This window comes from uncultured Tenacibaculum sp. (genome assembly GCF_947502995.1).
Classification (GTDB): domain Bacteria; phylum Bacteroidota; class Bacteroidia; order Flavobacteriales; family Flavobacteriaceae; genus Polaribacter.
Map to the genome: position 1 here is coordinate 35,775 of NZ_CANNBW010000009.1, position 20,514 is coordinate 56,288.

At 28.9% G+C, this 20,514-nt stretch carries 18 protein-coding genes; 11 read left to right on the forward strand and 7 right to left on the reverse strand.

The window, feature by feature from the left end; all coding sequences use genetic code 11:
- Nucleotides 1-59: 59 nt before the first annotated feature.
- Complete coding sequence (locus Q1A46_RS08650; RefSeq protein WP_299676753.1) at nt 60-671, reverse strand: hypothetical protein; 612 nt, start codon at nt 669-671, stop codon at nt 60-62.
- 189 nt (nt 672-860) lie between these two features.
- On the opposite strand from Q1A46_RS08650, the gene tyrS reads away from it, so the two are divergent.
- The 8 genes from tyrS (at nt 861) to Q1A46_RS08690 (ending at nt 10,170) form a co-directional block, all read left to right on the forward strand.
- On the forward strand, nt 861-2,165 hold the full coding sequence (gene tyrS, locus Q1A46_RS08655) for a tyrosine--tRNA ligase (protein WP_299676755.1): 1,305 nt from the start codon (nt 861-863) through the stop codon (nt 2,163-2,165).
- Between the two features lie 310 nt (nt 2,166-2,475).
- Nucleotides 2,476-2,994, forward strand: a complete 519-nt coding sequence (locus Q1A46_RS08660) for a hypothetical protein (RefSeq protein ID WP_299676757.1) — start codon at nt 2,476-2,478, stop codon at nt 2,992-2,994.
- 21 nt (nt 2,995-3,015) lie between these two features.
- Nucleotides 3,016-4,248 carry an aspartyl protease family protein gene (locus Q1A46_RS08665; RefSeq protein ID WP_299676759.1) on the forward strand — a complete coding sequence of 411 codons (1,233 nt, stop codon included), beginning with the start codon at nt 3,016-3,018 and terminating at the stop codon, nt 4,246-4,248.
- Between the two features lie 69 nt (nt 4,249-4,317).
- Nucleotides 4,318-4,686, forward strand: a complete 369-nt coding sequence (locus tag Q1A46_RS08670; protein ID WP_299676761.1) for a hypothetical protein — start codon at nt 4,318-4,320, stop codon at nt 4,684-4,686.
- A 192-nt stretch (nt 4,687-4,878) separates the two neighbouring features.
- Nucleotides 4,879-5,910 (forward strand): transporter, encoded by a 1,032-nt coding sequence (locus Q1A46_RS08675; RefSeq protein ID WP_299676762.1) that lies wholly within the window; start codon nt 4,879-4,881, stop codon nt 5,908-5,910.
- Between the two features lie 30 nt (nt 5,911-5,940).
- Nucleotides 5,941-8,298 (forward strand): TonB-dependent receptor, encoded by a 2,358-nt coding sequence (locus Q1A46_RS08680; protein ID WP_299676763.1) that lies wholly within the window; start codon nt 5,941-5,943, stop codon nt 8,296-8,298.
- Between the two features lie 2 nt (nt 8,299-8,300).
- Nucleotides 8,301-9,542: a PepSY domain-containing protein gene (locus Q1A46_RS08685; RefSeq protein ID WP_299676764.1), complete on the forward strand. Its 1,242-nt coding sequence runs from the start codon at nt 8,301-8,303 to the stop codon at nt 9,540-9,542.
- 85 nt (nt 9,543-9,627) lie between these two features.
- Nucleotides 9,628-10,170: a DUF2911 domain-containing protein gene (locus tag Q1A46_RS08690; RefSeq protein WP_299676765.1), complete on the forward strand. Its 543-nt coding sequence runs from the start codon at nt 9,628-9,630 to the stop codon at nt 10,168-10,170.
- A 90-nt stretch (nt 10,171-10,260) separates the two neighbouring features.
- Here the strand turns inward: Q1A46_RS08690 and Q1A46_RS08695 are convergent, their stop codons facing one another.
- Nucleotides 10,261-10,767 carry a DinB family protein gene (locus tag Q1A46_RS08695; RefSeq protein ID WP_299676767.1) on the reverse strand — a complete coding sequence of 169 codons (507 nt, stop codon included), beginning with the start codon at nt 10,765-10,767 and terminating at the stop codon, nt 10,261-10,263.
- Between the two features lie 91 nt (nt 10,768-10,858).
- Nucleotides 10,859-11,056, reverse strand: a complete 198-nt coding sequence (locus Q1A46_RS08700; protein WP_299676769.1) for a hypothetical protein — start codon at nt 11,054-11,056, stop codon at nt 10,859-10,861.
- A gap of 154 nt (nt 11,057-11,210) precedes the next feature.
- Here Q1A46_RS08700 and Q1A46_RS08705 point away from each other — a divergent pair, with 154 nt between their 5' ends.
- From Q1A46_RS08705 to Q1A46_RS08715, 3 genes are read left to right on the forward strand one after another with little or no spacing between them, the layout of a single operon-like run.
- Nucleotides 11,211-12,431 carry a lanthionine synthetase C family protein gene (locus tag Q1A46_RS08705; RefSeq protein ID WP_299676771.1) on the forward strand — a complete coding sequence of 407 codons (1,221 nt, stop codon included), beginning with the start codon at nt 11,211-11,213 and terminating at the stop codon, nt 12,429-12,431.
- 3 nt (nt 12,432-12,434) lie between these two features.
- Nucleotides 12,435-14,687 (forward strand): lantibiotic dehydratase family protein, encoded by a 2,253-nt coding sequence (locus Q1A46_RS08710; RefSeq protein WP_299676774.1) that lies wholly within the window; start codon nt 12,435-12,437, stop codon nt 14,685-14,687.
- Nucleotides 14,665-15,567 carry a thiopeptide-type bacteriocin biosynthesis protein gene (locus Q1A46_RS08715; RefSeq protein WP_299676777.1) on the forward strand — a complete coding sequence of 301 codons (903 nt, stop codon included), beginning with the start codon at nt 14,665-14,667 and terminating at the stop codon, nt 15,565-15,567. The genes Q1A46_RS08710 and Q1A46_RS08715 overlap by 23 nt, the downstream gene beginning before the upstream one ends.
- Before the next feature lie 81 nt (nt 15,568-15,648).
- Here the strand turns inward: Q1A46_RS08715 and Q1A46_RS08720 are convergent, their stop codons facing one another.
- From Q1A46_RS08720 to Q1A46_RS08735, 4 genes are all read right to left on the reverse strand, one after another.
- A complete protein-coding gene (locus Q1A46_RS08720; RefSeq protein WP_299676780.1) occupies nt 15,649-18,510 on the reverse strand; it encodes a leucine-rich repeat domain-containing protein in 2,862 nt (953 codons plus the stop codon).
- Nucleotides 18,511-18,624: 114 nt separating this feature from the next.
- Nucleotides 18,625-19,518 carry a DUF5777 family beta-barrel protein gene (locus tag Q1A46_RS08725; protein WP_299676783.1) on the reverse strand — a complete coding sequence of 298 codons (894 nt, stop codon included), beginning with the start codon at nt 19,516-19,518 and terminating at the stop codon, nt 18,625-18,627.
- Nucleotides 19,505-20,050, reverse strand: a complete 546-nt coding sequence (locus Q1A46_RS08730) for a YceI family protein (protein WP_299676786.1) — start codon at nt 20,048-20,050, stop codon at nt 19,505-19,507. Before Q1A46_RS08730 ends, Q1A46_RS08725 begins: the two co-directional genes overlap by 14 nt.
- The gene (locus Q1A46_RS08735; protein WP_299676789.1) at nt 20,043-20,468 is read right to left on the reverse strand and encodes a hypothetical protein; all 426 of its coding nucleotides are present in this window, start codon (nt 20,466-20,468) and stop codon (nt 20,043-20,045) included. The genes Q1A46_RS08730 and Q1A46_RS08735 overlap by 8 nt, the downstream gene beginning before the upstream one ends.
- Nucleotides 20,469-20,514 lie beyond the last annotated feature (46 nt).

Consider the following 20,514-nt stretch of genomic DNA (forward strand, 5'->3'; position numbering starts at 1 on the left):
AAATATGGATAAAAAAAGATTGCCTAAAAGCAACCTTTAAATTTTATAATGATTTGTTGTTATGATTGAACAGGAATATTATTTATTTGAATTTTAACATCAAATTCTATTTGTCCATTCGATCCATTACCTTCTACAATTCTAGTAATTTTAATAAGTCCTTTATTCTCGTAAGAATCTTGAAACTCAATAATATCACCAACACTTAATTCAGTAACAGATTGTGTTGTTGGTTTAGCAACGCTGTTTAATTCAGATTCTAAAGTAATTGCATCAAAATCAGCAGCTGTTAAAACAGTAGATTTAGCAAAGAAACACTCTTTTTTATCTGCATCTGCAATAGCTGTTAAATCAAAAACATCCGTTGGATAATTTTTTACAGAAGCAAAAGAAGCCTTTCTTGTAGTTCCATAGAAATAACCAAAATCCCAAGTGCTTCCTGTTGTAGAGGCCTCACTAATTTTATGAATACTATTGTTGTAAAAAGTCATAAATGTAGATGAAGTTTCATCACCTAATGGAGCTGCTAATAATCTAGCAGAATAAGTAGTTACTGCAGCTGGTGGATCAACTGGTTCTGGGTCAATAATTTCTTCACTACCACAGCTCGTCAAAATAAATAAATTCGTAATTAAAGCTAAAAATAACGGGAATTTAAGTATGTTCTTCATTTCTCTAAATTTTATTTAAGTTATCAAATTTAATTTTTAGACCATAAAAAATAGAAGAAGTCACATAAAAGAAACATTAATTTTTTCTTAAGGTTTAAAAACATAAATTAATACAATGGTTTCTAAAGATTCTTATGAAATTAAAATTTTGTAAATGGTATATTTGTCTTTTCAAAGTAATTTACACCAATGACTGAAAATTTAGTAAAAGAACTAGAGTGGCGTGGAATGATCCACGATATTATGCCAGGAACAGAAGAACAACTTCAAAAACAAATGACAAGTGCCTATATTGGGTTCGATCCTACTTCCGATTCACTTCATATAGGAAGTTTAGTGCCTATTATTTTATTAGTGCACTTAGAAAAAGCAGGACATAAACCTATTGCTTTAGTTGGTGGAGCTACAGGAATGATTGGTGATCCTTCTGGTAAATCTGATGAAAGAAATTTACTAAATGAAGAAACGTTAGCAAAGAATGTGGCAGGTATTAAAGCAACTTTAGCACGTTTTTTAGATTTTAATAGTGAAAAAGAAAATGCTCCAGTTTTAGTGAATAATTACGATTGGATGAAAGATTTTTCTTTTATAGAATTTGCTAGAGACGTAGGTAAGAGAATTACTGTAAACTACATGATGGCTAAAGATTCTGTAAAAAAGAGAATTTCTGGTGAAGCTGGTAGCGGAATGTCATTTACTGAATTTACTTATCAATTAATTCAAGGATACGATTTTTACCATTTACATAAAACACATAAATGTGCTTTACAAATGGGAGGTTCAGATCAATGGGGGAACATTACTACAGGAACCGAATTAGTAAGAAGAATGAACCCAGGAGAAGATGCAAAAGCATTTGCGATGACTTGTCCATTAATTACAAAAGCAGATGGTTCTAAATTTGGTAAAACTGAAGGTGGAAATGTTTGGTTAGATGCTAGCAAAACTTCAGTATACAAGTTTTACCAATTTTGGTTAAATACTACAGATGTAGATGCTGAAAAGTATATTAAAATATTTACGTTTTTAGATAAAGAAACGATTGATAATTTAATAGAAGAACATAAAGAAGCTCCACACCAAAGAGCTTTACAAAAGAAATTAGCAGAAGAGGTTACTACTTTTGTGCACTCTAAAGAAGAGTTAGACAAAGCAATTGCTGCTTCTAATATTTTATTTGGCAAATCTACAGACGAAGATTTAAAAGGTTTAGATGAACAAACGTTTTTAGATATTTTTGAAGGTGTACCTCAGGCGATTATCGAGAAAGCTGAAATTGAAGCTGGATTAGATATGATTGGTGCATTAGCAGCAAAAACACAATTCCTAAAATCAAACGGAGATGCTAGAAGAGCTTTAAAAGAAAACTCGATAGCGGTAAATAAAGTAAAAGTAAAAGAAGACTACAAGATTACATCAAATGATTTAGTCGCAAACAAATATGTAATTCTTCAGAGAGGTAAAAGAAATTATTTCTTATTAAAAATAGAATAATTAAGAAGCTATCTTAATATCAAAACTTAAAGGGCATCGCTTACAGTTGATGCCTTTTTTCTTATACTTATTACAACACTTGCTTTTAGGTTTTAAACAGTTACTAGCACAAGCTGTACTACAAGCACTAATTTGAGGTAGTGTCTTAACTATTTCTTTTTTAGGTGTGTAAAAAACAATCATACTTTCTGTAAATTCGGTACAAATATAATTATTTATTTAGAATAAATTAAAATAAAATTTTATTTGTAACGAAATGAGGAAATTAATCTACTTATTACAGAAATCAAAAGCTATTTAAAAGACAACTATGAAAAGATTAATTTTAGAAAGTAAGTTTACAACTCATCAAAAACTTCATGTTTTACTTTGTACAGGATTTCCAATAGTGGCAATCATTAATCTAATCTATAGAGTAAAACCATTTTTTTTAAAAAGTTTAATCGTACTATTTTTTATAATCCTATTAATAGCTATGATATGTTCTATTTTCCTAAAGAAAGGAATTGTAAAAGAAAATAATAATCTGTATCAAGCAACTTTCTTGTTCGATAAATTATTACAGAAAAAGAAAGTCGACTTAAATCAGAAATCTAAAGTTTCTATTTTAAAATTCAAACGAAGTCAAAAAATGGCTTGGTTTTCAGTAGCAAATCCAGATGCTTCTTTAACTTATTTAAGATCAGATGTAACGTTGTTGAATGAAAAACATACTACTAAAGATGTTTTGGTTTCGTTAGATGACGAAGAAAAAGCAAATCAAGTAGTTGCTTTTCTTGAAGAATATTTTCAATTCGAATATGAGATTTATAGTCCAGATTTCTCTTAAAATTCCCACTAAACAAACAAGATGCTAAAAAGAATTATAATTATTATATCGTCATTAATAGGAATCATTATTCTCTTAGGAGGAATAAGTTTATATTATTTTTTACAACAACAGAAAAAGTTAAGTGAAGGTGAACTATATTTTGGAGAAAAAAAATCCATTACAATTCCGTTTTATTATTCAACATCCGGACATATACTTATTGATGTAAAGTTTGATAACAGTAAAAAAGTATATCCTTTTATTTTGGATAGTGGAGCTTCTAACTTTATTTTTAAGCATCATTCAAATGAGTTTGAGTTAGAATCAAACGGAAAAATGATAGGTAGAGGAGCAACAGGTAACTTTTTTCTAGCGAGTGTTAAAAAAGTAAACGCAATTGAAATTGGTCAAATGCGTATTGAAAATTTGAATTTTAAAGAACTTGGTTTTAATTTTAATTGTACTGATGAAATTTATGGGTTAATTGGTAATGGAACCATGAAAAACGTAGATTGGCAAATAGATTTTGAAAATCAGCAAATAACAATAACACAATCTTTAAATGATTTGAAATTCAATGAAAACAAAATAGAAATACCATTACATGTGAACAAATCTAGTTTTCATATCAGAACATCAATTCAGTTCTCAAAAGAAAAGAAATCGAAGTCAGTAATTATAGATTTAGGAAACAACGGTGTACTTTCTTTAGTAGAAAAATCAGTGTTAAAGGATTCTTTAAAATTACAAACCAGAAAATATCTCGGACGAAGTTCAGAAGGTTTAGGTGGAGAATCTAAATCTAGTGATACAGAAAAACTAGTACTTTTAGATTCTCTGTATTTCAAAAAAACTCCGTTCAACATTCAAAAAATTCCTGCTCTTATGTCTCCAACTTCAGCTAATTTGTTGGGATTAGGTTTTTTCAAAAAGTACAAGACAACACTAAGTTGGAAATCAAAGAAAATGATTTTAGAACCTTATGATAGTATTCCGAATTTTATATGGAAATCTACTGGTTTAGGAACAAAATTCGATGAAGAAAGTAATAAACTGATTGTAAAAAGTATTCTAGAAAATTCTTCAGCAGATAAAATGAAAATTCCTTTAAATGCAGAGGTTTTATCATACAACGATGAATCAATGAATTCAGAAAAAGCACTTTGTGAATATAGAAATAAAAAAAACACATCAGATTCCTTAAAAGTCAAGATAAAGCATAATAATTCTGTTAAAGAAATAATGATAGTAAAAGAGCTTGTTTTTCAGTAAAAATAGTGAAATTTAATTGCTGTTGTTTTAAAACTGATTTACCTTTGCAAGCCGATAAATAAGCTTTTTTTGAAGTTAAAATTAACAACATATTTCTTTGTACTGTTGTATTTAATTGCAATGTTGCGACCAATAGCTCCTTTTGTAGAGTACGCAATTAATTACGATTACATCGCTAAAGTTTTATGTATTAACAAAGACAAACCAGAACTTAGTTGTAAAGGTAAATGTCAATTAATGAAAAAGCTTAAGCAACAACAAGAAGATGATTTCAATTCTTTACGAATAGCTATGGAAGAATATCCAATAGGTTTTGTTTCTGTATTAGAAGTAAAGAAAAGAGATGATTACCAGCAAAAACAAAAAGCTAACTTCGGTTATCATAAAAACTATAAGTTTTTATATTATCCTTCAGTTTTTCATCCACCCACCGCATAATTTATTTATTAGGAAGTTCAATAACGGACTTACATCTTTTTAAGATTGATATTGCTATCAATCAAGAAACTTATGTACAATAAATAAAATTAACATGAATTATTATTCTTTCCGATATCGTGAGAGTTTACTATTCATGCAGATTTCTGAATAGATTCAATTTTAAAATTCAGAAATCAAAAATTATAATCGATGAAAAACAAATTAATGATTGTTGCTATTTCGTTAATAGCAATGGTAAATACATACGCACAAGAAAAAGAAAATTTATGGACAGCAGGAAGACCTGATGGTCATGCGCCAATCTCTGTTATGGGAGATCATTATCACGGAAAAGGTGATGTAATGTTCTCTTACAGATATATGAGAATGAATATGGAAGGTTTATTAGATGGAGCTTCAGATATTTCAAATGCAGCTGCTCACAATCGTGGTTACATGGTAACACCACTTAATATGCCAATGGATATGCATATGATCGGAGTAATGTACGGTGTAACTGATAAAATCACAGTGATGGCTATGGCAATGTACATGCAAAATGAAATGGATTTACAAATGCGTATGCCAACAGGAATGACAAATCAATTTGCTACAGCTTCTTCTGGTTTTGGAGATATTAAAATCGGCGCTTTATATAAATTCATCAATAAAGATCGTCAATCGTTACATGCAAACGTTGGTTTATCAATTCCTACAGGAACTTTAGAAGCAAAAGATGTAACACCAATGTCTACTCCAAACGAAATTCAATTGCCTTATCCAATGCAAATCGGTAGTGGAACTTTTGATGCAGAATTAGGCTTAACATATTTAGGTCAAACTAATAACTTCTCTTGGGGAACACAGTTAAAAGGATTGTATCGTTTTGGAAGAAACGATTTCGATTATTCTTTAGGAAACCGCTATAATTTAAACTCTTGGTTTGCATATAAAACGACAGAGTGGTTAAGCTTTTCTGCTAGAGGAGAAGTAGTTGCAGAAGAACGAATTAATGGAACAAATCCGAATTTAAATCCGATGATGGTAACTACTGCAGATACTGCAAATTCTGGTGGTCAATATATTAATGGAGGAATTGGATTTAATATTTACATTCCTGAAGGAAGATTTAAAAATATACGATTCGGATTCGAATATGCACAGCCATTATTTCAAGAACCTAATGGAATTCAATTAGAGAGAAGAGAGACATTAAGTTTCGGACTTCAATACGCATTATAAGCCACAAAAACTTAACGAAATAATATTAAAATGAATACTAAAGTAATAATCCTAGTTTTAGGATTAATATTAGCTTGTGTACATATTTCAGCACAAAAAATATATAAAGGAAAAGTAGTAGACGCAAATCAAAATCCTATTTTTGGAGCTTCAGTAATCTTAGTAAAAAACTCAAAAAGAGGTGTTGCTACAGATTTTGAAGGTGGATTTATGATTAAGCTTAGTGATAATCGAGTGAAAATTTCGATGGTCGGTTTTGTTACTAAAACTGTAAAATTATCATCAGAATTTAACACAATTATTTTACAAGAAAATCTTCAAAATTTAGATGAAGTTATTGTATCGGCAAGTAGAGAAATTCAGCAAAGAAGAGAAGTTCCTGCTTCTATTGGAGTTTTAACAAGTAAGCAAATTGAAGAAACAAAAGCTTTCGGAATTGAACAATTAGTAAATCAAGTTCCTGGAGTTTTTATGAGTTCTTCAAAAGCAGCGAGTAACGAACAACATTTTATGGCAGTTCGTTCTCCTATTTCAACGAGATCTTTATTCCTATATGTTGAAGACGGATTACCAATTCGTCCTGTAGCTGTGTTTAATCACAATGCATTATTGGAAATGAACAATACTACCTTCGAAAAAGTAGAAGTTTTAAAAGGCCCGGCTTCTAGTATTTACGGAAGCGAAGCTATCGGTGGAAGTTTTAATTTTATTACAAAATCACCTAGAAAAGATTTTGGAGGTTCTGTAAGCATTCAAGGAAACGATCTTGGAATTACAAGATATGAGGCAGAAGCTTCTACAACTGCAAATGAGAAATACGGATTTTATGTTGGAGGACATTATATTCAAAGAAATAATGGTCCTGTTGGGCATTCAGATTATGAAAAATTTGCCATCACATTTAAGAATGAAAATAATTTCTCTGAAACTTTACGTTGGATAAATTCAGTAAGTTTTATCGATTACAGGTCAGATATGACTGGTTCTATTTCTGAACAAAACTTTTTAGCTGGAAACTATGAAAGCGATCAAACATTTACAGAACGTGAAGCACAAGCATTACGTTTTAGATCTACTTTAGAGAAGGTTTGGAACGATCGAAATAAAACTTCTGTGAATTTTATTTACAGAAACAACATCATGAATCAACTTCCATCGTATCGAGTTCGTCAAGATAGAAACATGGGCCAATTAACAGGAACAGGTTCGGGTGAAATTAATTCAAATCAATTTAGAAGTTATGTTGGTTTAATTCAACATAAATTAGATTTTAATTTTAAAGATGCTTCTTTAGTAGTAGGAGCTACAGCTGATTTTTCTCCGCAAGATTATGTTGCAGAAACTTTAGATGTGGTTGTAGATACACAAACAGGAAAGAACATCGATTTTACAATAAATTCTGGAGATTACATTTTAAATTATAATGCTGATATTTTTAATTATGCAGGATATGCACAGTTCGAAATTTCACCAATTGAAGCTTTAAAAGTGACAGCAGCTGTTCGTTTCGATGAGTTTAGTTACGATTATAATAATTTAATTGAAAGTCAGGCAGGAGTTGTAGATACTAAAGTAAATTATAGTAGTGTAGCACCGAAATTTGGACTAAACTATAACGTGAATAAGAACTTAGGTTTCTATAGCAATTACTCAAAAGGATTTACACCACCACAAACATCAACATTATTCAGAAATAGCAGAAACAGTAATACAGGTGCTACAATTTTCGATTTAAAACCAGCGAAGTTCGATAACTACGAAGTTGGAGGATATTTTACAATTCCATCGAAATTAAAAGTAGATGTAGCTGTATACAGATTAGATGGAACAGATCGATTAATTTCTCTTAGAGATGTGTCGGGAGATTTTGTTCAGTTAAATGCTGGTAAAACAAGATCGCAAGGTGTAGAACTTGGTCTTAAATATCAAATATTAGAAAATCTTTCGGTGAATTATAGCGGAAGTTATGCAACACATAAATACATTTCGTTTTTCGATAATGGTGTAGATTATTCAAATACAGATATGCAAACAGCACCAAATTACCTATCGATGTCTAATATTACGTACAAGCCGCTAAATAATTTAACATTAACGTTAGAGCACGAGCAAGTTGGAAGTTACAATACAAGTTTCGAAAATCAAGTAGTTGTTGGAACTGATACTGCAGGAAATGATATTTTAGGAACATCAACTTACGATGGACATCACGTGTTCAATTTCAGAGGAAGTTTTAAGTTCTATGATTTTGAATTCTGGGGACAAGCACTAAATATTTTTGATGAATTATATGCTGTGCGAGCTAGCTATAATGTCTGGAGAAGAGAAAATAGCTATAGTATCGGTAATCCTAGAGCTTTTCATTTTGGAGTGAAGTATAACTTTTAAAAATGAAAAATAGAAAATTAAATCAATGGTTATGGAAATGGCACTTCATTGCAGGTATCATTTCCTTGCCGTTTGTAATTGTTTTGTCAATTACAGGTGGAATCTACTTGTTTAAATCAGATGTAGAAAACGAAGTTATTCAAGGAATACAAAGAGTAATTTCTGAAGAAAAAAGTGAACGATTGAGTTATGATCAACAATGGGAGATCGCTCAGAAAAACTCTAAAAGAAAATTAAATTCAGTAGTTCTTGATGAAACTGATCTTAGTACTGAATTTATTGCTGGAAGATTTGGAGGAAAACAATCTGTATATATTAATCCGTATTCAGGAGACGTTTCGGGTACTTTTCAAGCAAAAGATACTTGGATGTATTCCGTAAGAAAGTTACATGGTGAACTTTTGGGAGGAAAAGTAGGAACGAAAGTAGTTGAGCTTATTGCAAGCTGGATGGTCATTTTAATTTTATCAGGTTTATACATTTGGTTTCCTTTTGTAAGAGGAATTAAAGGTGTTTTTACAGTACGATTAAAAGAAGGAAAGAGAATTCTTTTTAGAGATTTACATGCAGTTACTGGTTTCTGGATTTCTATTTTATTACTGATCGTTTTAGCAGGAGGTTTTCCTTGGACAGATGTTTTTGGAGGGAATTTTAAGAAAGTTCAGAGATGGACAAATACTGGGTATCCTAAAACCTGGAGTGGTCGTGGATTAACTTCTACAGTTAAAGAAAAAAGATTGTCTTTAGATGAAATGATCAATATTGCAAATGCACAAAATTTGCCAGGCAGAATTACAATAGGTTTGCCAAAATCAGCAAAAAGTACATTCTCAATTTCAAATAAAGCATTTCCGCTTGCTGAACAAAAAATGATGCACTTCGATCAATATTCTGGTGAACTAGTTAAGTCTCATAGTTGGAGTGATGTTGGAGTCTTAATGCGAGCTAGAATGTGGTTAATGGCTTTTCATCAAGGAGAGTTTGGCGGGTGGAATTGGTACTTAATGTTTGCCATAGCAATGTTATTAACTTTAATGAGTACTGCGGCAATTTTCTCTTATGTATTCAGAAAACAAAAAGGAAAATTGAGTGTGCCTAAATCACCAAAGAGTTTCAAACAAAACTATGGTTTAGTCATTGCAATACTATTTTTAGGGGTAATCTTTCCTTTATTCGGAATAAGTATTGTATTGATTTGTTTATCAGAGTTTTTAAAAGGGAGGGTGATTTCTGTAAAATCATGATTTTCACAAAATTTTAATAAAGTTAGGTGTAAGGTTTTATAAATTATAGGACGAACCCTTAAATTATAATTTAAAACAATCAATCATGAAAAAATCGATTTTATCAATTATTGTGTTTGCTGTAGCTTTAGTGTTTTCAACAGAAGCTTTTGGGCAGGAGTTTCTTGAGTTAGATAAAAGTCCAATGGATGCTTCAGTTTATCCGACAAGTAAAAGAGTTTTAGATAAGTTAGTAAAAGTTGTATACAGCCGTCCATTTTTAAAAGGAAGATCATTAGCTAAATTGGCTCCTGCTGGGAAAGTATGGAGAACAGGTGCTAATGAAGCAGCAGAAATTACATTTTATAAAGATGTTACTTTTGGAGGTAAACCTGTAAAAGCTGGTACTTATTCTTTATTTGCTATTCCAGGTGATAAAGAATGGACAATTATTTTAAATACAACTTTAAATGTTTGGGGATCTTATTTCTACAATCAAAGTGAAGATTTGGTTAGAGTTACAGGGAAAGTTTCTACATCGAATACGTCATTAGAAAATTTCTCTATTGTTTTTGATGGAAAAGGAGAAAATGCAAACATGCACTTAGGATGGGGAACTACTGTTGTATCAGTTCCTGTAAAAGGATAATGTTTTAAGTGTTTTTAATAGAAAGAAAACAATCTCATATTAATAATAATTAGCAATGTATTTATATGAGATTGTGTTTTGCCATTATACTTAAGATATTCTATTTAATATTATTTTTATTTGACCTTGATGACTTATTTCATCATCTATGATATGACGTAACAAATAATAGTTATTACCAAGAATTTCTCCATTATTTGTTTTAACTTTTTTAAATAACCAGTTATCATCTACTTTTCTTAGAGATAATAGAGTTTCTTTTCTGAATTTATTTAAATATTTAAAGTAGTAATCAAATTCGTAACCATATACAAGTCTTTTATTCATGTTAAATGGAGCAGCTCTACTGATTTCTTCAAATACTTTTTCATCGAAATCATCATAACTGAAATTATTTAGTAAAAACTTGAATTCTAATGCTGCTATGTGTAAAAGTAGTGTGCCAATACTATTGCTCATAGAATCAAAATTAAAGTCCAAATTTTCTTGTGATAAATTTCTTGTTAACTTTATTAAGTTCTCTCTAGTATAAATCATTTGGTTAACTAAAATCCCTACTTGATTACTATAACCTTTAGAGGAAATAATTTCATTCATATAAAATAATAGTTTATTATATGTAAAAAAACATCACTTATTTTAATAAGTGATGTTTCTTATAGTTTTTTCAAGTTAAGATAAATAAATCTTATCTACCTTGATCTCTAATGTCAGTGTCTTTAGTCCCTTCAGACCACTGGCATACACCTTCAAAAGATAAACGACACATTGCACCATAAGTTCGCACTTCTTTAAAATCAGTTGTTGCAGCACCACCTTTAATTTTACTTGCTTGTAAGTCTGAAATTACTTCTTTGTTTAGGTTTAATTTGAATTTTTTTTTCATAATAATTAATATTTAAATTTATTTAATATTAGAAATTGTCTAGGCTTAATTGATAAAACCTGAGAAGGTGAAAATTAATTTATAAATTTAAATTGAAGTTTTGTTCTCTATAACAATTTTTCTAATATTGCGACAATATATAAAAAAATAAATATTGGAAAGAGAGAAATTAGAAAAAAAACTACATGAAATTTATGAAATTCTCAAAATAAAATATAAGAACGAGAAGGAAATAGGTGTTTTATCTGGATTGTCAGGTATTTCACTTTTTTTCTTTTATTATTCAAAAGTTTTTAATTCAAATAAAAGTTTATTAACAGGAATCAATATTCTAGAAAGTTGTGAATCAATAATTAATAAAGAAAACTTTAAAAATACCTTTTGTTCAGGTTTAGGTGGCTTTGGATGGGTTTTAGAACATTTATCCTCTGAAGGTTTTTTAGAACCTGATAATTGTTTACCTGTAGAAGTCGAAGATTATTTATACGATATAATGATGTTTGAGATGAGTAAAGGAAATTATGATTTCTTACATGGTAGTTTAGGATATGCGTTTTATTTTCTTAAAAGAAGAAAAAATCCTGAAAATAGTAATAATGATAGGGATAGGTATAATTTAATATTATTTGAATTTATTTCTTTATTAGAAAAATCTGCAACTATAATAGATGAGAATAATATAAAATGGGATTCAATTATATTATCAAGAAATAATAAAACAAAAGAAGTTTATAATCTAGGATTATCACATGGAGTTCCAAGTATTATTAGATTTTTGACTAAGCTTTGTGAAATCGAAGAATTTGAAATGACTTCTAAAAAATTATTGCAAAAAACAGTTAATTACTTAATTCAATTTAAAAATGATTCTAATAACAAAATCTCCTTGTATCCACATTGGATAGATAATGGAAAAAATGAACCTATAAAAGGAGGTAGACTAGCTTGGTGTTATGGAGATTTAGGAATTGGTGTCAGTTTATGGTATGCCTCAAAAGTGTTAAATGACTCTGGCTTAAAAAAAGAATCACTTAACATATTGGAACATTCATCTAAAAGAAGAGATTATACCGAAACATATGTAAAAGACGCAGGAGTTTGTCACGGATCTTTTGGGAATGCAATTATATTTCAAAGAATGTTTAAAGAAACAGGAAGTCCAATTTTTAAAAAAGCAACTAAATTTTGGATCAATGATGGTTTAAGTAGAAGTGATTATAAAAACGGTTATGCAGGATTTATGCAAATAAATAACGAAGGAAATACGTATACTGATTTATCATTGCTAGAAGGAATTTCGGGTATAGGATTGTCTATTATGATTTATCTTACTAAGAGTAATGATAAATGGGATGAATGTTTATTAATAAGTTAAATGATGAGTAAAAAGAACCCATACAAGAGTTTTTCTAATTACGTTCTTAGAACCCCACTTTTTCCTTTAAGCTTTTTTGAGGATTTCACATCAAAGAGTGAAATATCTAAAGCAGATTGTGAAAGAATATGGAAAATGCCTGCTGTAAAAGAATCCTTTTTTTTAGCTTCTCCTGATTTAGTTAAAGAAGTTACAAAATGGATGAAGGGAGAAAAATTAGATATAAAAAAAGAAAATAAGCTAAAGTATTCTTTTCTTAAGTATATATCTAGAATGTCAACTAGGTGTACACCTTTCGGTTTGTTTGCAGGTTGTTCTTTAGGTAATTTTGATGATAAAACAGCAATAAATCTATATAAAGGAACATTTAATCAAAGACATACCAGGTTTGATATGAATTATCTTGTAGCACTAGCTCAAGATTTAGTGAAAAATATAAAGATTAAAAATCAATTGCTTTTTTATCCAAATTCAAGTATTTATGAAGTAGGAGATAGGTTAAGATATGTTGAATATAATTATGTTGAGGGTAAGAGGCATCATCAAATTGCGGAAGTAGATAACTCTATCTATCTTGAGGAAATACTTTTTAAAGCATCAAAAGGAGTCTTATTATCTGATATAATTTCTATGCTTTTGAAGTATGATGTTTCTTTCGAAGAAGCGGATTTTTTTGTAGATCAATTAGTGGATAGTCAGATACTAATTAGTGAATTAGAACCTTCAGTTTCTGGTCCAGAGTTTTTTGAACAAATGTTTTCTGTTTTAGAATCATTAGACGGAATTGATGACATCATAAAAATATTAAGAGAGGTTAGTGTTAAAATATCGAAATTAGATAAAAAAATAGGTAATGATTTAGAATTATACTACGAGATTATTAATAAATTGAAAGAGTTAAACATTGATTTTGATGTTAAATATTTATTTCAATCAGATATGGTTACAAATACAATATCTAATACTTTAGATCAAAAAATCATAAATGATATAAAAAAAGGATTTATATTTTTAAGCAAGCTTACAGCATACCCAAAAAAACAAAGTGATCTTCATAAATTTAAAGAAGCATTTTATGATAGATATGAAAATGAAGAAGTAAAGTTATCAACAGCATTGGATGTAGAGTTAGGCATAGGTTATATTCAAAATAATGGAATAACAGATGTAAATCCTTTAGTAGATGATTTAATGTTAACAACTAAGTATTCTAATAAAGATTTTTTAGATATTAAATGGAGTCCAATTTATAGTGAGTTTGTTCAATTAATAAATAAAGCTTTAAAAAATAATGATTACATTATAAAATTAACAGATAGAGATTTTAAAGATTTTGATGCTGATTTAAATAATCTTCCAGATACAATTTCTACGATCGTAGAAATTGTTGAAAAAGATAAAATTAGGTTTAGTGGTGCAGGAGGCTCAAGTGCAGCTAATATATTAGGACGTTTTTGTCATAGTAATCAAGAAATAAAATCTTATGTAGAGCAAATCATTAATGTTGAAACAAAAATGACGAAGGATAAAATTTTAGCTGAGATAGTTCACCTACCAGAATCTAGAATGGGAAATATTTTATGTCGTCCTGATTTTCGATCCTTTGAAATTCCATATTTGGCAAAATCTTTAAAATCTAGTGATAAAACAATCTATCTTGAAGATTTAATGATTTCTGCAAAAAATAAGAATAAAGTAAAATTATTTTCCAAGAAATATAATAAAGAAATAATACCACGTTTAACTTCTGCTCATAATTACAGAAATAATTCTTTACCAGTTTATCATTTCTTATCAGATATGCAGTTACAGGATATTAATGGTTTGGGACTAGATTTAGGCCCTGTAATTCGTGAATATGAATTCATACCTAGGATAGAATATAATAATCTTATTTTAAGTGAAGCTACTTGGAATTTATCAAGAAAACATCTACAATCATTAATAAAGTTAATTGACGAAAGTGATGAATTACGAAAAAAAGTGAATTTATTTAAGAAAGACTTAAAAGTGCCTGATTATGTAAAGTTGGTTGATGGAGATAATGAATTATTAATTAATTTAAATAATTTGACTTCTATTAAAATGTTTTTAAATACAGTCAAAAATAGAGAAAGAGTTACTTTAAAAGAGTTTCTATTTTCTGAAAAGTCAATTATAACTGATAAACATAAGGGGGTGTATACAAATCAAGTAGTTGTTTCATTTTACAATGAAGAAAAATTAAAAAATATTGAAAAACAAAAAAGACAATAATACAGTTAAAAGGAATTTTTTTTTAGGTGATAATTGGATTTATTATAAGATTTATTCAGGATATAAAACATCAGATAAAATACTTCTAGATATTGTAGAACCTGTGGTTACTGAATTAGTCAATAAAAACCTTATTGATAAATGGTTTTTTATTAGATATTCAGATCCAGAAAATCATCTCAGATTAAGATTTCATTTTGAGAATAAAGTTAACCTTCTTTCTATAATTGACATTATGCACATTCATTTTAATGATTTTATAGAGAAAAAGCTTATTTGGAAAATACAAACAGATACATATAAAAGAGAAATAGAGCGCTACGGTGTTAATTCTATATCTATATCCGAAGATATTTTTTATTATAATAGTGTTATGGTAATCAGGTTTTTAGGTTTTAATCGGGAGATTGAAGATAACGATGTTCGTTGGTTGTTTTCTTTGAAGTCTATAGATTCTTTACTTAATAGTTTTAATTATAGTTTAAAAGACAAAGTCGATTTATTATTAAAGTTAAGTACTTCTTTTAAACAAGAATTTAATTCTTCAAAGTTTTTGATTAAACAATTAAGTAAAAAGTATAGGGATAAACAGAATAAGATTAACTTATTTTTATCAGAAGAGTTTAAAAACGAATCTTATAGTTCAACTATAATAAATATTATATCTAAACATGATAATGATATTAAAGATTTGGTTTACAAGATAAATATTATTAATGATTCTGGAAATTTAGATATAGATCTAAATGATCTAATGAGTAGTTATATTCATATGCTAATGAATCGTTTGTTTACTTCTAAGAATAGACTTCATGAAATGGTTTGTTATGAGTTTCTGTATAGATACTATAAATCAAAACACGCTCAATTACAAAATTGATTTATCATAATTATTTTTAGAAAATAAGATCGTTAGTAATACTTTAAACCGAGATTTTAATTATCTCGGTTTTTGAAGTTGTTAGGCTTCTAAAACCTCAATAAAATCTTGATCTTGCCAGTACGGTTCAAAGTCAGAATCTGTTTGAAATTGTGTGGCTTGTTTTCCTAAATTTAACGACTGTTTAATCATATTCAACATGTCTTCTTTCTTTTCATTTTTAGCATAATAACACGATAAGTTAAAAGCTAAAACTTCATTACTTACATCTTTAGCTTTAAAATCTTTTGGTAATAATTTTTCAAATACTAAAGATTCTACTTCTTTATCTTTAGCCATTATAGCTAATACAATAGCGTTTGATGCTACATCATCTGTCTTATGAGACATTCCAACAACAGGAAGTAAGTTTTCTACAAAATTTAAGAATACATTTTTAGCTGAATTGAAATCTCTACTCATTAAAGAGTTAATCAATAATTTAGTAGTGAAATTAGACATGTCAAATGAGTAATCGTTTAACTGTTCTTCAGAAACTATTTTTTTACTTTCAGTGATAAAAATAGAATTATCACCATTTGCTAAAGATTGCTGAAAAGCTTCTTTTAATTTATTATTCTGATTTTTTGCTGCTGCCTTTTTTAATTCTGCTTCTTTCTTTTCAGCCAATTCTCTAGCGATATCTTCTTTAGATTTTCCTTGTAGCTTATATTTAAATTCTAGCGCAAAACTTTCATAAGCATCTTTGTCAATATATTTCTTTTCAGTATTAGAAACTTTGTTGTCCAAAATTTTAATAAGCATTTGAGTTACTTCTTCATTATCTTCAGAAATATCCTCTAAATAAGTAGTTAATTTTTCACGATCTAATGAAAAAAGTACTTTGTTTAAGTTGTCTAATGTTCTGTAACTTTTTGCAAAAAATGTATAGTCGAAAACCTTGTGTAAAAGATCAAAAGAAAGTTCTTGAATGTTGAAGTTCTCAAATGAACGTTCTAAATCATAATCGTTAAATAAATATGACGGTAAATCACCATTTAATACATCTTTCAACATCATTTCAAAGTCAGAAGCACTTTCACCTATTACAGCCTTATGAGTTCGTGAAGCAATATTTTTAATCTTTTCAATTACTTCTCTGATATCATTAGAAATATTTTCTTCTAAAACGTCATCAATAATATCTAATATGATTGATTCATCAACATTTTCAAATATGAAATTGGTAAAATCACCTACGATCTCAGCTTCATAAGTATTATCTTCTTTCATCTTACTGAAAGCAGGAGCATACAATTCGCATATTCCATCACCGTATTCTGGATGTTTTATTCCGTTTCCTACAGAAAGTATTAGTTTTGCTAAAGATTCAGTTTCAAATTGTGGTAAGAAATTATCAATTAATTGATCGTGAACAGTAGAGCCAAAGTAACGATGACCAGCATCATAATATTTCATACAATTTATAAAAGCGTCTACAACATGATTTTGTCCCGCTACAGATTTACGTTTTATAAATTCACGAATCACAATAGTAGTTACTTCGTAACTATCATACATTCCAGTATCAGCAAAACTAACAGAAATCAACTTTTTTAAAGTTTCTTCGCTCAATTTTTCAGCATAAGAAGTTACAATAGTATCAAGTACAGGTATTTTCAAAGTGCTATCATAAGCATCATGTTTGTTTACCTTAAAAACAAACTCCATATCACCAATGGAATTCAATACTTCTTCGATTGTAATAAGGTTACTTTCCTTATTTTCTAAAACAGCAATAATTTCTTCTGGAGAAAATTTCTTTTTTGAAGCCTCATTTTTATCTCTTTCACTCCATTCTTCTTCAGTAAGATGAGAAGACTTTACTATTTTCAGATTTTCAAAATTATATAAAGGTAAAAGCGCATTTTTTACATTAAAATTACTTTTATCCAATGTACATCCTTTAATGTTTAAGTGTTCTAGTTTTGTTAGTTTATGTAAAGGTTCTAAACCAGTAATTTTTGAACTAGAAATATCTAAATATTCTAGATTGATGAGTTCACTAAGAGCATCTACATTGTTAAGATCGTATGAGTTTTTAACATCTAGTTTTTTGAGATTTGTTAGGTTTTTAAGAGCGTCAATTGTATTTAATTTAGCTTGAGTGATATGTATTTCTTCTAAATGACTTAGTTCTGCAAGCGGATCAAGGTTTTGAATAGGGCAAAATTCTAAACGAATCTCTTTTAAGTTTTTTAATCTGGAAATTGCAGTAGGTAATGTATTTGGTTTGTCTTCTATAAATAACTCGTCTTCAAAACTTTTTTCCTCTCTACCTTTAAAACAGAATTTAAAGTTAATTTTTTCAAGATTTTTCCAGTTTTTAATTTCTTCAGGTAAGGTTGTTAACATGTAAAAGTTTTTTAGTGTAACCTCTTTTACATTAGAAATAGTGGCAAATTGTATTGGTAACTCATCAAAGCCTAAACCATGAAGTTCTAAAGATTTTAGATTCGTTAAGTTTTTAATTTCGTCGGCAACATGTGTTAATGTACCTTGTTTAATTGATAACTTTTGTAATTTGGCTAATTGCTCAATTTCTTTTGGAATAGAAAATTCAGCGTTTCCAAAAGCCAATGAGAGTTCTTCTAAATCAGGAAAGTTTTTACAAAGCGGTACTAAATCAATATGCGCTAATTGAATGCCAAGATGTTTTATTTTCATTCCTAAAAGTTCGTTGATACGAACTCCAGAAATATGTAAAACGTCTAACTCTAATTTTTTAAATCCTTCAGGAAAAGTAGACCATTCTTCTATATTGGGTAAGAAATGAAGCGATTTTATATTGGTGAATTTTTCTATCTCTTCTGTGTAAGCTTTTTTACATTCTTCACCTTTTAAGTAAAGATCTGTGACTTCATTATAATTATTAAGAGCTTCTTCTATTGTAGTACATTTCATATGCTAAGTTTTTGTTTTAGAGAGTTAATTTCCACTGCTTATATAACAATGCCAAAACTAGCAGAATTGTACAAAGAAAACCACCCTGTTTTCCGTGAAAAACAGGGTGTGTATTTATAACTTATTCTTACTTAAATGTAAAACGAATGTAGCATTAAATCCAAAATGGAAGTTTCCATCGTGAAAGTTGAAGTTATTCGTAGTTTGAGTAATGAATGCATCTTCTGCGAATGTTCGGGCATTCGTCATATGAAACTGTAACATTAAATGACTTAACTCCCAATTTACACCAACCATAAAAGGATTATATGTTTTAACCGTTTTAAAAGGATTGAATACCGAGTAATATTCTGATACTATAGATACATGTCCTCCTATTTTATAACGCCCACCAAATCCAATTCCATATTGGGATCCCGGATTGTTATTCATAGGTTGCTCACTTCGTAAAATTAAAAATGGACTTGCTTGAAGTGATAATTTAGGATTGAACTTCCTTGCTATTAAAATTTTTGTAGTAAAACTATAATTACTTGAAGATGAGCTGGGCCCATATAGATTTCTACTCATCATGTTATCTGTCATAGAGATAGTTTGTAGAGCAACCATGCTAAAAGGATTTCCCTTTTTTGTTTGTCTCAAAAACTTATACTTTAAATAACCATCAGCAATTTCATCCCAATTACTATAACTAACACCGACAGCAAAATTATCAGAGATGGCGTAATCTAAACCAAAACGCATATTTACTTCATCTGCAAGAAAAAACTGAGTTTCTCCATTAGGTCTGTTCCAGTATCGGTTATACCAAGATATTTCTAAAGCACCTTTTTTACGAGTCTCTACAGAATGACCCAAACCTAATCTGGTAGTTTTAAAAGTTGCCATTTCATATGTTGGATTGTTAGGATATTCTTTATCTAATTTATCCAAAAGTCCCTGTGCATAACTAACAGACTTTACTAGTAATGCTAGAGTAAAGGTAAATAATAATTTAGTTATTCTCATAAGGTAAATATTGGAAATTAAATTTTACAAGTACAATTTTAGCAATGTTATTCGATAAAATTGGTGGTATTTTTATATTAAAATCATGAACAGGTAGGTTAAATTCACCAATAAGGTTGTAACTATTTGGTGTTTTCTGAATTGTTGTTTTTATTTCAATTTCTTTTGTAACTCCATGAATAGTAACTTTCCCTTTAATGAGTTGTGTTTGAGGCGCAGCATTTTCAAGACCTTCTAAAAGAGTTCCCTCAAAGGTTGCTTTTGGAAAAATATCAGATTCAATATAACTTTCATTAAAATGCTCGTGCATTAAATCTTTCTTAAAAACAAATGCTCGCATCAGCATGGTTGCTGCTATTTCCTTTTTATCAAAGTCAAGAATACTTAAAACCTGATTGTTTTTAGCTTCAATATTTTCTACAGAAGCATAGGAAAAAAAGGTAACCTGACCTTGCCGAGCAATAAATTGCTGTCCTAAAATATCTCCTACCTTAAAAAAGGAAAGAATTACTAAAAGTCGTAGTTTATTCATGGTTCTTTTGTGTGTCTAAAAAACAATTTAAAAGGATAACATCTTTTAAATATCCTTTACAAATTCCTTTTATATACAATTGTTGATTTACTTTTATAGTGTTTGTGTCGATTGTTTCTTTATCATCTAAATCACAAATAATACTCGAATTGTTATTACTACTTAGAATAATAGTTCGTCTGTTATTTAAATGAGAAATTTTTTTTACGTTGCCATAAATTGTAATAATTTTATTGGTGTATTTTTTATCGGATTGTTTTTCGTTTTGTTCGAATTCTGTTAAAAGCTGTGTTGCTGAAATTGTAAATTCCGATTCAGTATTTTTAACACTTTTATTAAATAATATAACTCGATAGGTTAAATAACCTAAGACCAATAAAAAAATACTTATTAAAAAGAAACTATATTTTTTAGCCATGAAGCTATATTTAATTTCTATCAAAGTAAACTAATTATTTTAATTA

Bases quoted from the DNA above. Each gene is read 5' to 3' on its own strand.
- Q1A46_RS08650 (WP_299676753.1), bottom strand. From the start codon at position 671: ATGAAGAACATACTTAAATTCCCGTTATTTTTAGCTTTAATTACGAAT.
- tyrS (WP_299676755.1), top strand. From the start codon at position 861: ATGACTGAAAATTTAGTAAAAGAACTAGAGTGGCGTGGAATGATCCAC.
- Q1A46_RS08660 (WP_299676757.1), top strand. From the start codon at position 2,476: ATGAAAAGATTAATTTTAGAAAGTAAGTTTACAACTCATCAAAAACTT.
- Q1A46_RS08665 (WP_299676759.1), top strand. From the start codon at position 3,016: ATGCTAAAAAGAATTATAATTATTATATCGTCATTAATAGGAATCATT.
- Q1A46_RS08675 (WP_299676762.1), top strand. From the start codon at position 4,879: ATGAAAAACAAATTAATGATTGTTGCTATTTCGTTAATAGCAATGGTA.
- Q1A46_RS08680 (WP_299676763.1), top strand. From the start codon at position 5,941: ATGAATACTAAAGTAATAATCCTAGTTTTAGGATTAATATTAGCTTGT.
- Q1A46_RS08685 (WP_299676764.1), top strand. From the start codon at position 8,301: ATGAAAAATAGAAAATTAAATCAATGGTTATGGAAATGGCACTTCATT.
- Q1A46_RS08690 (WP_299676765.1), top strand. From the start codon at position 9,628: ATGAAAAAATCGATTTTATCAATTATTGTGTTTGCTGTAGCTTTAGTG.
- Q1A46_RS08695 (WP_299676767.1), bottom strand. From the start codon at position 10,767: ATGAATGAAATTATTTCCTCTAAAGGTTATAGTAATCAAGTAGGGATT.
- Q1A46_RS08700 (WP_299676769.1), bottom strand. From the start codon at position 11,056: ATGAAAAAAAAATTCAAATTAAACCTAAACAAAGAAGTAATTTCAGAC.
- Q1A46_RS08710 (WP_299676774.1), top strand. From the start codon at position 12,435: ATGAGTAAAAAGAACCCATACAAGAGTTTTTCTAATTACGTTCTTAGA.
- Q1A46_RS08720 (WP_299676780.1), bottom strand. From the start codon at position 18,510: ATGAAATGTACTACAATAGAAGAAGCTCTTAATAATTATAATGAAGTC.
- Q1A46_RS08725 (WP_299676783.1), bottom strand. From the start codon at position 19,518: ATGAGAATAACTAAATTATTATTTACCTTTACTCTAGCATTACTAGTA.
- Q1A46_RS08730 (WP_299676786.1), bottom strand. From the start codon at position 20,050: ATGAATAAACTACGACTTTTAGTAATTCTTTCCTTTTTTAAGGTAGGA.
- Q1A46_RS08735 (WP_299676789.1), bottom strand. From the start codon at position 20,468: ATGGCTAAAAAATATAGTTTCTTTTTAATAAGTATTTTTTTATTGGTC.